Genomic DNA, 13,800 nt, shown 5'->3' on the forward strand with positions numbered 1-13,800 from the left:
ATGTGGTGACTCAGCATAGCATTATTATAAGGGGTGTATACAAAAAAATGCAAGGGAAAAATAATGTAGTTACAAAGAACACGAACACCGATCGCTCCTTACACCACCTCAACGGCAGTTTTGCTGCGGAGATAGAAAATGTAGGCTTTAACCGATTTGGGTGACTGTTGTCCGCCGGGGTCTTGACCGAACCCTTCCATTTTATAAAAATTTTCTACGGCAGCTTTGTAGATTAAAAGCTGCCTTCGATGTTGTTCAGGATAGATTTTTTGGTCGGTTTTATAATCGATAATATACGCGGTATCTTCGTATTCAAAAAGCAAATCGATTTGCCCTATGACGAGCTTTCCTTCGTAGAGGGTTAAAAAGCCGTATTCGGTCTTTCTGAATGAGGCTTCTGACGCTTTTTGCCCCAGCGGAGAAGAAAGAAAAGCGGTGCACAATTTTTCCACTTCCCGGGCGTACTTTGCAGGCAGTGTACACGGGCGGTCTAAAAAGCGGGCTTCCATCGCCTTGTGCACCAAGGTTCCGAACTCGGTGGAGGAAAGCTCATCGTCGTCCTTTTCACTGGTATTGTCGCCCTGCTCGATATGTTCATTTAATTCGGTATGTTTCATAGTTTTAGATTGAGCCATCGTTTGTGAATGTTCCATATCTTGTAATTCCTGGTTTGGAAACATTGCAAGCGGTGCTTCGCTTAAATGAAGCCACTGCCGGTCTTTTTCAAATTGAGTTGCCGGTATGACGCGCGGTTCCGCAAGCGGGAAGTTTTTTTCCGCAGCCTGCCAGTATAGGGCACGGGTTTCATCAAGATTAAAGCGCTGCCGGTCTTCCGTGGTGTGCTGTACTGCCGAGGCGGGGAGCGGTAACACTTCCGTAAAATGCACGCAGCCGATATCGCCGGATAGCGCCGGTAGTAAGAGCTGAAAAAAACTTCGGTTATTTTCTTCCTTCTGAGGTTGTACAAGCTGTTGGCGGATTTCCTCCAAAGCGCGGGGCGATTCCGGTAGTTCCTCAATATCGCGGTCAGTTTCCTGCACACCGCTCATCAGCAGCCGAACCTTAGCCCGCGTAACGGCGACGTAGAGAAGCCTCTTTGTTTCGGCGAGGTGTTTGGCATTCGCTTCCTTCCGCAGTTCCTCAAAAAAGATATTGGCAGAAGGATCGTTTTTTGTTTCCAGCGGTAAATGGATAACCGGCCCTAAATCCTTGTGCAAAAAGACCATGCCTTCCTTTTTTTCAGACTTTCCCGCATTGCCGCAGTCGGGAATACAGACAATCGGGAACTCCAAGCCCTTGCTCTTATGTACCGTCATAATTTTAACCGCGTCGCCGCCGTGTTCGAGCGGAATTTCCATATCTTCAACCCGCTCTTCCGCGTGAATATACGAAATCAGCGTGTCGATAAAAGCCGAAAGACTCTGCCCCGCGGCATCCGCTTTTACCGCAAGCGCAAACAGGTAATCATATAGTTCCAGATAGCGGTGGTAGCGCGGCTCCGTAAGCAATATGTACCGGTACCCTTCGTCATACCATAGTGCGGTAATCAATTCGGCATTACTCTTTTTTTTGATAGAGCCTTGGAGCCGCTCAAAAAGAGTGCAGGCATTTAAGAAATACTGCCGGTCTTCCGCATCCAGTTCTTCGGCAGCGGAGGGAGTAAAAGGTTGGGTGGTATGCTCAAGGCTATGCAGCATCAATCGGGTAAAAGAGCGGTCGCTGAGGCGGACAAACGGCGAGCGGAGTACTTGCGCATACACGGCTCTGTCATGCGGATACACCGCTAAGCGGAGCAAGGCGCAGATATCGTTGAGCGGCGCGTCGTGGAACAATCCTTTTTGCTGTACGGAAATGTACGGGATTTTAAATGCACGGAAAAACCGCTCGTAGACTGCTTGATGCGTCGACGCGCGCAGCAGCACGGCAAAATCCGACCATGTACAGGGACGGGTAGACTGTGAAGCGTCATCGTATACAAGGTAGTGTTCGTCATGGAGCGCGGCTATTTTTTGCGCAAGCGTATACGCCTCGCATTCAATCGGTTTGAGGAAGGCGCTATCGGTGTCGGCTCCTTTCGGAAAGCGTTTTTTGTCGATAAATAAAATATCCGTCTGAGGCGCTAAATGGGGAACCGCCTCCCTGCTGAGGATGGGGATAAATTCCGCTTCAAATGCAGGCACGGTGCCGATAAGGGGCTGATTGGTTTCCGAATAAAAGACCCGCATAAATACGCTGTTAAAAAAGTTGAGCAATTCCGGTTCAGTGCGGTAATTTGTTTGCAGGTTAATCGAAGCGGAGCTGCCGCCTTGCCGTAAGTCCTGCGACAGTGTGCGGAACACCGAAACATCGGCGCCTCGAAACGCATAGATCGATTGTTTTTCGTCCCCGACAAAGAAGAGTTTATCCGGCACCAGCTCATCCGGCTTCGGTATCGATTGGTCGGTACGTGCTTCTTTTTCCGCAAGCAGGAACAAAAGGTCGCGCTGAAGGCTGTTATTATCCTGAAACTCATCGATCATAATCCGATGGGTTTGTTTTTTATAAAAGAGCCGCAAGTCGGGATCGGTGATGAGCGCGTCAACGGCAAGCTGCGCAATGTCGCCGAAATGCAGTATGCTTCTCCGCTTTTTTTCGGCAATGAACCGTTCCTGCAAAATACTGCAAAGCGCGTATATCTTTTGCATCTGTTCTTTGTGTGCATAAAAATGATACAGACTTTGCAAGCGGCCGGAGCTTTCGCTCAGTTCACCGCAGAGCGCCTTGCACGCTTTTACGTCCTCATCCTTTTTTGAACCCATCGTTTTTTTAACGCTGCAAATCGCTTTCAGCCGTTCAAGAAAAAACGGTAGCTGCGGATCGGTCAGTATAAACGGGAATTCGGGGAGTTGCACGTATGCTTCTTTTACTGCGCTGATGTAGTTATCGGTTCCTTCAAGATGAGCGGCAATATCTTCGAGAATGCGTTCGGCTTGTTTGCGATAGCCGGTAAATAATGGTTCGGCAGCGGCAAGCTGATTCTGCAAGGCCTCAGAAAAATCAATCGGGCGGGAGACCGTAACGTAATCGTTTAATATTTTGACAAAGAAGTCGTTGATAAAATCGGTAATCGGTTTATCACCGAGTAGATATTGCAGGTTTGTGTCCGCGCGGTGCTCAAGGAAAAAATCCAGCGAAAGGTTATAGGCGAGCTGTTTCGATTCGGTAAGATCGATAGTGAAATCGGGACTGATACCGAAGCGTCGGCATGCAGTTACGGCAATCTTATGACAGAATGCATCGATAGTCATAATTTGCGCCTTAAAAAAAGAATTCAAGGCAGCGCCGGCGCGGTTCCGCTGTACTGCATCATCGGTTCCCGCATACATCTTTTGCAGCTCCCGATAAATACGCCGGTGCATTTCCGCCGCCGCCTTGTCCGTAAAGGTGAGGGCAAGGATATGTTCAACCTGATAATTTTTTTCGGTAATCAGGTATACATAGCGGCTTGCCAGCACCTTCGTCTTGCCCGAACCGGCTCCCGCCGCCACAACGGCATTTTCATCCGTTTTTACCGCCAGTTTTTGATGTTCGTTTAAATCTTTACAAATATCTATCATATTTTCTGCTCACGTACTTAGGTGTCCTTTTGCTGAATTTTTTTTGTTTTTATATCATTAAAAATGTACCTCATTGTATACTGTTAATGGCAAAATGTTATGTTTTTGAGGCTAATATTCTACATAATTAGATAGCAGTTTTTTCTGTCTTGTATTCAATATTTTTACGCATTGTTTGTTTTTGTTGACTTTGATAATAACGATTTAAAAAATCTACAACAGAGTAGCCAAGTTCTTTTGCTAAATTTACAGGAACAGCATTTCCAATTTGTTTGTATTGGTTTGTCATTGAACCTGTAAATTCCCAATGGTCAGGAAATGTTTGAATACGAGCATATTCTCTTACAGTAAAGGGACGCGTTTCATTGGGGTGGCAGCGTTCTGTCTGTTTTTGAGCTGGTGCACATGTTAATGTTAAACAGGGTTCATTCCAAGAAATCCTTCGCGCCATACCTGTTTTTCCACCGCCTAAGTAGTAACTACCTTTCATGTATTCTTTTTGAATTCCTATAGGCAAATCTCTCCAGTAACCTCCGGGAGGAACTAATTCTAAAACTTTTCTTTTCTTTTCAGGATATTTTTCTCCTTCCGATTCCGGAACATCACAATCAAATAAGGATCCTTTTTTTAAGGCATCTTTTAGTGTATAGATGTGTCTACTTGGTTTTGGATAAAAAAATTCGGTTGAAATATCATTTCTTATGCCAACTAAAATCATTCGTTCTCTTTTTTGAGGAACTTTATAATAAATCGCTTTTAAAATTTGGGGGGGTAAAACTGTGTAACCCAGTTCAGTAAGAACATCCGTCATTCCTTTAATTGTTTTTCCATTGTCATGAGAAAGTAGCCCCCGAACATTTTCTCCAATACAAATTTTAGGTTGAATTTCTTTTACCGCTCGCGCCCATTCAAAAAATAGAGTTCCCCGAGTATCTTCAAAACCTAATTTTTTACCCGCATAGCTAAAGGCTTGACAAGGGAACCCTCCTGTTACCACATCTGCTTTTCCATGGTATATCGAAAAATCTATATCATGAATATCGCCTTCAATAACATTCCAATGAGGGCGGTTTTTTCGCAAAGTTTCACAAGCGGCATGATCAACTTCATTTAGCATGATATGATGCAACCCTGCTTCCTCTAGTCCAAGTGCGAGTCCTCCCGCTCCTGCAAAAAGTTCTATAGATGTATAATGCTTATTCGGAATTACTGTATTATCAGCATCTCTTACATCCGGTAAATACAATTCTAATTGTTCACAAATTTTCAGTTCTTTTTCCGTATAAAATCTATATCCGGAAATTCCATTTCTCCTAGCTTTTAGTTTTCCTGAGTTATCCCAACGCCTCAGTGTGTCTTTGGAAACAGATAGTAAATCTGCAAATTGTTTAAGGGAATATACCTCTGATTCTCTTTTCATAGTAACCATCTTATGAAACATTATGTATGGTTATTTTATCTTGTCAAGAGATAAATGCTATAAGAAACTTATGATTCGGAAAGAGCTATAATTTCTTGTGTCTGTGCTAATTGTTGTATAACTTCATCTAGTTCGTCTTTGAAGTTGCTTGCAGAAACAACAGAATCAATAGTCTTTATTAATTCAAAATAAAAATTTTCTTCGCCAGTCAAATGATACCAGAAATCTTTACCGATAAGAACCGAAATGTCATGGTCTTTTGTGAGGCTTTTATAGTGCGTACTCAATTCTTCAGGGGATCCATAAATAACTCCTACAATTAAATCATCAAATCCGATTTTTAAAGAATTTGTTCTCGCTAAATGTTTTACTTTTTTAAAATGATTTGCAATCGTTTCCACATCGTCCTTATTTATTGTATTTGGACCTGCTTTTAATTGACAATATTTATGAGAACCGTCTATTGCATCGTCAAATTCAATATCCATTCCGCTTGCCGTACTTGCAAAAGAGGAAAGTACCTCCGTTGTAAATTTTTGAATACCTGTGCCAAACGTTGTATTTATTGAAGTTCCAAGCACACGGGGATAAATTAAAGCTTTTGCAAGGCTTTCCGGTTTTCCATTACCGGTAAGAAAATGAGCCAAATAGGATGCAAGAAACGGATTCACATTAAATTTTTTAATTGAAGTTAGTTTTTGTGTGTTTACTTGGTGTTGCTCCATTATACTGGTTTTAAACCACTCTTTTGATTTTTCTAGGATCTCCGCTTTCTTATTGATATCCATAAAAGTCTCCTTCTCTGAAAAATTGAATTTATTGTATCAAAAAATCTATTTATTGTCTGTTCTAGTATGCCGTGCGGTTACTTTAAAAAACTTAAAGTCAATGGTATAATAATTCGGTTCGATCACTTCGTTGTCGAATAGGTTTAATCAATTCACTTATACCGAGCAGAAAATATGGAGGTACAACTGCTATGAAATTTATTATGGACGAAAGTATGTCAGCACTGGGAATTAAAAGCATTGTGGTTGGCATTGCAAAAAATGTAGATCCACAGGCGACGTTATCCGATGCATTTTTAAAAAAGCAAAAAGAAATGGAAGAATGGGCATTAAAGTGCGATATTGATGAAATATTTAATCATCCTGTCATTCAGGGATACACCAATATGCTGCAAAGTGTCGGGCGCAGCATCAAAAAATATATGCCGACCGTGCCGGCTCTTATCCGAAACATTCAACACCGTGGTTCTATCCCGCATATCAACAGTGTTATCGACATTTATAATGTCGAATCATTGCGTTCGCTTTTGGCAATAGGCGGGCATGATCTTGGAAAGGTAGACGGACAGATAGAATTTGCCGTCAGTAAAAAGGAAGATGTGTTCTTGCCTATCCTATCGACGGAAAAGCATGTTGCAAAGACCGATTATATGTACCGTGACCTTAAAGGAATTATGGCGTGGTTGGATGTCCGCGATGGGGAAAACTATAAATTTGATGACAAAACAAAAAACGCAATCTTTATTATTCAGGGAAATGCCAATACTTCCGTAGAAATGCGTGTAGAAGCGCTCAAACGGATTCAAAGCGATTTAGCGGAGTGTATGCCTCAGCTGGAATTTGATATACAGGTTATCGAAGGCTAATACGGCACTACTGCTACACTTTCAACGTCCGTAAGTAGTCCTTTGTTTCCGGAGAAATCCGGCGGCTCTCTATCGCTTTTTGGATGGTTTTGTTGTGGGTAAAGGGGGCAAGCGTTTGCTTTTTGATATAGGGGAGCGCGGCGTCGTACTGTTTAATTAGCGCAAAACTGAAATACCACGCAATCATCATATTGATGTAATACTCTTCCGATTTTACAGAGGCAACAAGGTCGAGCATTTCCGGTTTAAACAGCTCATCAAGATAATTGGACAACAAGAGATTGATAGCGTACCGGACGGTATAAGTACGGGGCGACCGTATCCAGAGCAAAATTTTTTGATATACCTCATTGGGATATTTTTTAAAGAGGCGCGGTGCAAAACTGTCACAGGTTGCCCAGTTGTCGATAAACGGTAAAAACCGTTCCGTTTCGGTTATGGCGGTATCAAAGTCTTTGATATTTTCGATGAGGAATGCGTGAAGATTGTTTTCTTCAAAATACCGATGCGGAAGGGTTTGCATAAAAGCGGCAGCCTGCTTAGGTTCCGTCTTAAACAGGTCTTTCGCAAATTTCCGTAAAAGAGGCGTCCGTATCCCAATCATGAGTTTCGGATCAACGGTGGGAATAAGTTTTGCATTAAAATCCCTATATGCCGTATCTTGCATCGACAAGAGCTTACTTTGAATGGTCTCGATCTGTACTCGCATCATTCTCTCCACGGCAATTGTACCGGACACTTTGCTAGATACCCCGCAGAAAACTAAAGACTATTCAAGCAGAGTTGAACCTCTTCGCGGTTCAAATGCTTGCCTAATCTTTAGTTTTCTGCGATGCCTGTTTATTTGTCCGGTACAATTACCCTCTTTTTAAAATAAACTGTGCGAAATTTTAGATAAAATTTCGCACGACAAGGAAGGCAACCGCTTAAAATGTCCCGTGCGGTTGCTCTGATTATTCTCTCCACGGCAATTGTACCGGACGCTTCCTTATAATAAGCCGCTTACCAGTGCGGGGACTGCGATAAAGTTACCGATTGCTCCACCGAGGCTGGATAAAAAGAAGATCAGCAGGATGTGCGCTATTTTGTTTTTATACCATCCCTTGATGCTCGTTACATCGGTGGTCAGGTTTTCCATGTCGGCGACCTGCGGTTTCCGCACCCATGCTTGAACAATGCCGGTAAATAAGCCGACTCCGATAAACGGGTTAAGGGTTGCGAGCGGGGCGCCTAAGAAGCCGGTGATGATGCTTAACGGATGACCAAGCGCGAGCAGTGTTCCGAGTGCGGCAAGGCTTCCGTTCCAGAGCAGCCAGCGTACCAGCAACGCGCTTGACGCTGCGACGCCGCCTTTCATAAATCCCGCTGCAATAAGCAGCACAATCAGCGCCGGGAGTATCCAGCCGGAAATTTTTGCAAAACCGCTCTTCGGTGGTACGTCTGCGATATCGCTTACATCATTCGGCGCTGTTCCGTTTTGCAGTTTTTCAAGATAGGCGGCGGTGCCTTCAAGGTGTCCTGCTCCCAGTACCGCAACGGTTTTATTTCCTGCCGCATTCCATATTTTTGTCGCCAAATAACGATCGCGCTCGTCGATGAGGGCTTCTTTTACTTGCGGCAAATATTCCGCCATTTCCGCCATCATGCTGTCCATTTCGCTTTTGTCTTTCAGCGCTTCAATTTCATCCGCGCTGAGTTTTTCGGTAGAAAAAGCGCTGCTAAGCAGCGTTGCCAAAAGCTTCGACTTACCCCACAAGTTGTTCTTTGCCCATGCTCGTTTGAGCGTGATGTGAATCGGCCGGTCGACAAGTTCCGTTTTAATCGAAAGTTCTTTTGCGGCGGTAATAGCCGCCTTCATTTCATCCCCCGGCTTAACCCCGACATCGGCGCCGATCCGTTTCTGAAAAGCAGCAAGCACGAGATTAGCAAGCAGCAAAAAACCTTTTCCGGTTTTCAGCACTTCGACAATATCGAGTTCCTGCCACCGCTTTTCATCGGTAAGCGCTTTGTATCGCTGTTCATCCAATTCTACACAAACGCAGTCGGGGTGTTCATCGTGAATACATCGCTCAACATCATCGATGCTTTCTTTTGAAATATGCGCCGTTCCAAGTAGGATGATTTCTTTATCATTTAAAGTAATGCGTTTCAATGTTTGATTCATAGACTTATCCTATTTTTTTGTAGAGGTATCAGGATTTGTAGTGAGTTCACTTATTGCAAGTCGATATTCAAAAAAGGTCGGAGTTGGGGTAGTCTTAATTTCGAGCAGGAACTTTTCGGCAAGATGACCTTTTCCTGCAAGCCGATAAAATTCGGCTAAATAGAAGAACTTGCGTAAGCGCTCCGTTTCGTCCTTTTCTTTTGTAATACGATTATTGACATCGCTATCGCCTGCAAAGTCGACAAAAAGGCGGCAAAGATAGTAATCGGTTTCGCGCTTTGTACGGTCTATCGTTTTAAGATATTTTGACATAAAGTCTTTTGCTTCCGCTTTTTTATTCAGTTTATAGCTGCATACCGTTGCGGATAACGCATAATAGGTATTCGTAGGAGCATAGCGCAGGGCATTCACAAAGGCCGCGCGAGCGCCTTCCCAATCGTTTTTTTCAAACAATAAAATCCCGAGTCCTTCATACGCATAATAATATTGCGGGTAGAGTTCGGTTACTTTTTTGTAGTGCTTTATCGCGTCTTCTTTGTTGCCGAGGTCGTCATTTAATCCTGCAAGGTAAATATGAACAAAATAGGAATCGGGGACAAGTTCGATTGCACGCTTAAAAGCCGCACGGGCTTCTTCTTTTCTCCCTATTTGTAGATTATAAGAACCGAGATCCGTCCAATGCGGAGCGGCATCGGGTTCCAATTCGGTTGCTTTTTGTATATCCGCAATAGCTTCCGCCATACGATTTGTCTCCGATTTTATCCGCGCCAATTCGGCAATTGCAAGGCTGTTCTTCGGCTGATACTTCAAGACTGTTGTGTAGCATTGCTCCGCCTCCGGCATCTTGTTATCTAAATAATAAACCTTTCCACACCAAATAAGCGCTTGAATATCATTCGGATGTTTTTGCAAAATTTTGTTGAATATCTTTCCTGCTTCTTTATAGCTTCTCTGATCGTATAAATCGACACCCTCTTCTTGTAATGCCTGTATGTTATCGGGATCGAGTTTTAATATCTTTTTTAAATATGTTCTTCGCATTTTTTTGTCGTTTTTTGCTTGAGCAACCATTGTCATGGTATACAGTACATTGAGGTCGTTGGGATATTGCTTTTCCAATGCTTTTGCCGTTGCTTCCGCATCCTTTATCCGTCCGGTTGAAATGAGTACGGCTACCTTTAAATTCCGTATGGAAAGAGAAGCTCTGTCTTCTTCGGGTAAAGTGTCAAAAAGTGCGATAGCTTCATCCCATTTTTGCTCGCTTAACAATGCACTTAATTGTTGTCCGAATATGACTCGCGGTGGAATTTCCTCCTTGGCTTCCGCCTTATTGTCGGAGCGTGCGGATTTTTCGGTCCCTTGCCGATTGGATTGTGTATGAGGCTTTGCTCCCTGTGCGCTTAAACAGAAAAGCATACCGATTATAAGGTAGATACATACGGTTTTTTTTGAAATACTTCTATACAAATGTTTCATGAAGACTCCTACGGAACGGTGATTAACTAAAACTAAAGAAACTGCTCAAAGCCTTTCGCTTTTGCATAACCCCGCTAGTCTACCCAAGTTTTCCAATCTGGTCTAGCGGTTATGTTAAACGGTTTCAACAGCAGTATATCATAAGAAAACTTTCCGTCAGCCGTGGCGGTTTTACTGTTGCAATTATTATCCCCTTTTATTAGACTAACAGCGTATGAAGCATATTGCAGGTAGAATAGTTGCATATACCGTCCTTTATTGTAGTGTTATTTTCGGTATTTTTGTTCTTCAGTTTACCAAAGGGCAAACTTTTTCTTTAACGTTAGGGTCTATGACCGTTACGGGCAGGCAGGAACGTGCCGAGTCGGGCAAAATGATTCCTCTTTTACCCCTTCATGTCGTCTCGAATGGGCTGAATTTATATATCAGTGAGCAAAATCCCGTGTATGCCGTGGACGAAGGGGATATCACTTCTGCGTTGCGCGTTTTGGCATATCAATTTTATGAGGCGGAAGCGCGATTTTCGGTACATTGTTCGGATGATGTTGTTATTTCATTTTTTTCAGAAAGACGCGGCGATGTTGACAGTCTCATGGTCGAAGCTGTACTTCCCGAAGGAATAAAAAGAATATTGCTCCCATGGAAGATTACTCAAAATGCCGGTATTGAACGTGCAGACGGTAAGATTTTTGTGCGTTCCGGTAAAAAACAGTATACGTTTACCGGCAGTTTCGGTTTTGACACGGATGGAGAGGATACGGCGGCACAGTTCGAAGAACCTCATTTGGTGCTTGCCAAGGGGCAACCGTTTGCCTCTTACAAAACCTATTTGCCGCTTGAAGAATTGGATATCACAACCATCCCATCGATGGTACAGGCTTCTGCGGAATCTTATACGGCAGCGCTTAATAGTTTTTCCTCGGCGGTTGTTCATGCAGGGACGCAGGCACTTTCGTCTAAACGGATAACGGAGAAAACGTTGATAGCATATATTGCCGAGATGGGGCAGCGCGGTAAATTTGCCGGAACGATGGAAACAGCCCCTGCTCAAACGCTTGCACGAAACGTACGGACATACCTTTCAAATCCTTTTTATGATAATGTGCAGGAAACTCATGTAGGATTGATTGCCGACGATGCAAAAAAAAGGGAACGGTACGCCGCGCTTATCACGGATAATTCGCTTGAAATTTTTGAACAAGACGGCTTAATACCGTTTTTAACCGACCGCGGCTCTAAGCGCAGCATAGAAGGTTTATTCCGGTTGATAGAGAAGATGGATGTTGCACAGCTTAATGCACGGCAGGCTGCGGGCGTGTTGGAAGTATGGCTCGATTGTACGCATTACTACCCCGAACGGAAAACGTTGTTTGAAGATTTGCTGCCAGTGTGCGAGAAAAAAATTACCGATGCTCTGTTGTTGATCGATGAAGGGTTGTACTTGAGTAATGACGGTACGTATATCGACAGCGTTGCCGCTTTAGCTTCTGCACGGATATTGATGCGATACGGAACGGAGCAGTCTTCGGTATGGCAATCCGTTGCACGAATGCTGGTAACTTCTTTATTAAGATACTCAGGTGAATCGGCCGGGTTGCCCGTAGGACTTACCGTAACCGGCAGTAAATCGACACAGTTGGTAATTACGGCCGATGACAGTGATGTGCTGGATGTCGGCACGCTCTATCCTCTGCTGAAGCCGGATAACAGTTGGTATCCCCATGCCCAGTCACTTGCTTTACAGGCGGAGGCCGGTATTTGGGCATGGACATGCGCACAGAACATCGAGGTTTTAGAAAACACTTCAAAAACCTTAGTATTACGAATCCGATTCCCGGAAGGGCAATCTCACTATCTTACCTTGCACGGTATTAGGCCTTTCTACCGGATAGAAATGTACGGCATCCCCTTTAGAAGCGATGCTCGCTTCGAGATGTATAATTCTTCGGGCTATGCGTACAATGCCGGCAGCAAAACGTTATACTTAAAGATGAGACATAAAAGCGAATACGAAACCATACGCCTTTTGCTCGGTTCGGCTCCGCAGGAGTCTGCTTCCGTGCGGCCGGCACCGCCTGCTACCGTTTCAAATACAAGCACCGGTGCCGCTCCTTCTACGGAGGCAGCATCCTCTAACCAAGCGGCGGGCACAACCGGGGTTGTTTCGGTTCCGCAACCGGAAAATCCCGCTCAACCGGAGGATGCAGAGTAAACCTGTTCCGAGACTTCCGTTTCGGAACAGGCTATCTTATGCCTTATTCCGTCCATGTATATGAAGCAACAGAGCTAAAGGCGCTTGTATTATCATCTGTTTTATTGCCGTCGGCGCTTTTTACCCAGAAATAATACGTTGTACCGGAAACAAGCTTGTGGATATCTGCATACACTTTTTTTGAATTGCTGTCCACAGAGTCAAGTTTTTTTGCCGCCGCCTTATCGTTTGTGGTTCCCCAGTATACATGATACCAAGCGCTTCCGGTGGAATTCCACGTAAGTTTTATTCCTGAATATTCTCCGGCGCCCTCTTTTGAAGCGGTAAGATTTGCCGGTACCGGTAAATCTTGGTGCGTTAACGTACAACTGACACCATTGCTGAAGTCGCTTGTCTGGTCGGTATTGTTATAACCGTCGGCGCTTTTCACCCAGAAATAATATGTACCGGAAGCCGAAAAACTCTTAGAATAACTTGTTGATGAAACCGTATCGCTTAATAATATGGCAGATGCCGTGTTATTGGTTGTCCCATAATAAACCCAGTAGTATTTTGCTCCGGTTGTAGTCCAGCTCACCGTAATCGTATTGAGCTTTTCCGGGGAAAGCTCCGCTTGTACGTTCGCCGGTACTTGAAGTGTCGTGTAGGTAAACGATAATGACGCAACATTACTAAAACTGCTCAAACTGCTTGAGGATGTCAAATCGTCGGCGGCCCTTAGCCAAAAATAGTACGTCCCTGTTGCCGATAGCGTGGTGGAATACTTTGATGAATATGCCGAACGAGTTAAAACAGTAGCTGTAGATGAATCGTTGCGTGTGTTGTAATACAGCCAGTAGGTTTCTGCGCCGGTATCTGTCCACGAAATAGTTATGCCATTAACCGTGTTACTGTCAAGTTCAGCCTTTACATCTGTCGGCGCATACACCCCTTTTGCAGTTGGTGTTCGTGTTGGATTATTAACGGGTCCGTTACATCCAATAACGACACAGAGTAATAAAATAGCGCTTATAATGGAGATGTATTTTTTTACTCTGTTATTGGCAGTTTGGATATCCGCAGGATGATTTTTTCCTGCCGGACGTTTTGTCGTATTCGGCATTTTTGCCCTCCTCTTTTGTTAAGGTGTCCCAAACGATGGAGTTGGTTCATGTTTAGAACTTTCCTTCCATAATACCCAAAGAGTCAAGAGGAAAACAAAAATGGGCTGGGGAAAACGCATCAGACATTTTTTAACAACCCCGCAGCAGAAGAGAGGCTGCTCAACCAGAGTTGAAC

9 protein-coding genes are annotated in these 13,800 nt (G+C 44.0%); 2 read left to right on the plus strand and 7 right to left on the minus strand.

The features are described 5' to 3' along the window. Positions 1-98 precede the first annotated feature (98 nt). The 3 genes from ABH09_RS00585 to ABH09_RS00595 form a co-directional block, all read right to left on the minus strand. Positions 99-3,596 carry a UvrD-helicase domain-containing protein gene (locus ABH09_RS00585; protein ID WP_253714803.1) on the minus strand — a complete coding sequence of 1,166 codons (3,498 nt, stop codon included), beginning with the start codon at positions 3,594-3,596 and terminating at the stop codon, positions 99-101. Between the two features lie 127 nt (positions 3,597-3,723). Then, positions 3,724-5,016 carry a DNA (cytosine-5-)-methyltransferase gene (gene dcm / locus ABH09_RS00590; RefSeq protein WP_253714804.1) on the minus strand — a complete coding sequence of 431 codons (1,293 nt, stop codon included), beginning with the start codon at positions 5,014-5,016 and terminating at the stop codon, positions 3,724-3,726. 68 nt (positions 5,017-5,084) lie between these two features. Then, positions 5,085-5,804 (minus strand): PmeII family type II restriction endonuclease, encoded by a 720-nt coding sequence (locus tag ABH09_RS00595; RefSeq protein WP_253714805.1) that lies wholly within the window; start codon positions 5,802-5,804, stop codon positions 5,085-5,087. Between the two features lie 191 nt (positions 5,805-5,995). On the opposite strand from ABH09_RS00595, the gene ABH09_RS00600 reads away from it, so the two are divergent. Continuing rightward, a complete protein-coding gene (locus ABH09_RS00600) occupies positions 5,996-6,670 on the plus strand; it encodes a B3/B4 domain-containing protein (protein WP_253714806.1) in 675 nt (224 codons plus the stop codon). A gap of 13 nt (positions 6,671-6,683) precedes the next feature. Here ABH09_RS00600 and ABH09_RS00605 read toward each other — a convergent pair whose 3' ends face one another. From ABH09_RS00605 to ABH09_RS00615, 3 genes are all read right to left on the minus strand, one after another. Continuing rightward, positions 6,684-7,379: a DNA alkylation repair protein gene (locus ABH09_RS00605; RefSeq protein ID WP_253715798.1), complete on the minus strand. Its 696-nt coding sequence runs from the start codon at positions 7,377-7,379 to the stop codon at positions 6,684-6,686. A 279-nt stretch (positions 7,380-7,658) separates the two neighbouring features. After that, on the minus strand, positions 7,659-8,834 hold the full coding sequence (locus tag ABH09_RS00610) for a TraB/GumN family protein (protein WP_253714807.1): 1,176 nt from the start codon (positions 8,832-8,834) through the stop codon (positions 7,659-7,661). A gap of 9 nt (positions 8,835-8,843) precedes the next feature. Further along, a complete protein-coding gene (locus ABH09_RS00615) occupies positions 8,844-10,310 on the minus strand; it encodes a tetratricopeptide repeat protein (RefSeq protein WP_253714808.1) in 1,467 nt (488 codons plus the stop codon). 214 nt (positions 10,311-10,524) lie between these two features. Here ABH09_RS00615 and ABH09_RS00620 point away from each other — a divergent pair, with 214 nt between their 5' ends. Then, positions 10,525-12,522 carry a hypothetical protein gene (locus ABH09_RS00620; protein WP_253714809.1) on the plus strand — a complete coding sequence of 666 codons (1,998 nt, stop codon included), beginning with the start codon at positions 10,525-10,527 and terminating at the stop codon, positions 12,520-12,522. Between the two features lie 43 nt (positions 12,523-12,565). On the opposite strand, the gene ABH09_RS00625 is transcribed toward ABH09_RS00620, so the two are convergent. Continuing rightward, positions 12,566-13,624 carry a hypothetical protein gene (locus ABH09_RS00625; RefSeq protein WP_253714810.1) on the minus strand — a complete coding sequence of 353 codons (1,059 nt, stop codon included), beginning with the start codon at positions 13,622-13,624 and terminating at the stop codon, positions 12,566-12,568. Between the last annotated feature and the right edge of the window lie 176 nt (positions 13,625-13,800).

The sequence above is a fragment of the Treponema sp. OMZ 803 genome (genome assembly GCF_024181165.1).
Classification (GTDB): Bacteria; Spirochaetota; Spirochaetia; order Treponematales; family Treponemataceae; genus Treponema.

What these genes read in the sequence shown, in the direction of transcription:
- ABH09_RS00585 (WP_253714803.1), bottom strand. Translation starts at nt 3,596, where the DNA reads ATGATAGATATTTGTAAAGATTTAAACGAACATCAAAAACTGGCGGTA.
- dcm (WP_253714804.1), bottom strand. Translation starts at nt 5,016, where the DNA reads ATGAAAAGAGAATCAGAGGTATATTCCCTTAAACAATTTGCAGATTTA.
- ABH09_RS00595 (WP_253714805.1), bottom strand. Translation starts at nt 5,804, where the DNA reads ATGGATATCAATAAGAAAGCGGAGATCCTAGAAAAATCAAAAGAGTGG.
- ABH09_RS00600 (WP_253714806.1), top strand. Translation starts at nt 5,996, where the DNA reads ATGAAATTTATTATGGACGAAAGTATGTCAGCACTGGGAATTAAAAGC.
- ABH09_RS00605 (WP_253715798.1), bottom strand. Translation starts at nt 7,379, where the DNA reads ATGCGAGTACAGATCGAGACCATTCAAAGTAAGCTCTTGTCGATGCAA.
- ABH09_RS00610 (WP_253714807.1), bottom strand. Translation starts at nt 8,834, where the DNA reads ATGAATCAAACATTGAAACGCATTACTTTAAATGATAAAGAAATCATC.
- ABH09_RS00615 (WP_253714808.1), bottom strand. Translation starts at nt 10,310, where the DNA reads ATGAAACATTTGTATAGAAGTATTTCAAAAAAAACCGTATGTATCTAC.
- ABH09_RS00620 (WP_253714809.1), top strand. Translation starts at nt 10,525, where the DNA reads ATGAAGCATATTGCAGGTAGAATAGTTGCATATACCGTCCTTTATTGT.
- ABH09_RS00625 (WP_253714810.1), bottom strand. Translation starts at nt 13,624, where the DNA reads ATGCCGAATACGACAAAACGTCCGGCAGGAAAAAATCATCCTGCGGAT.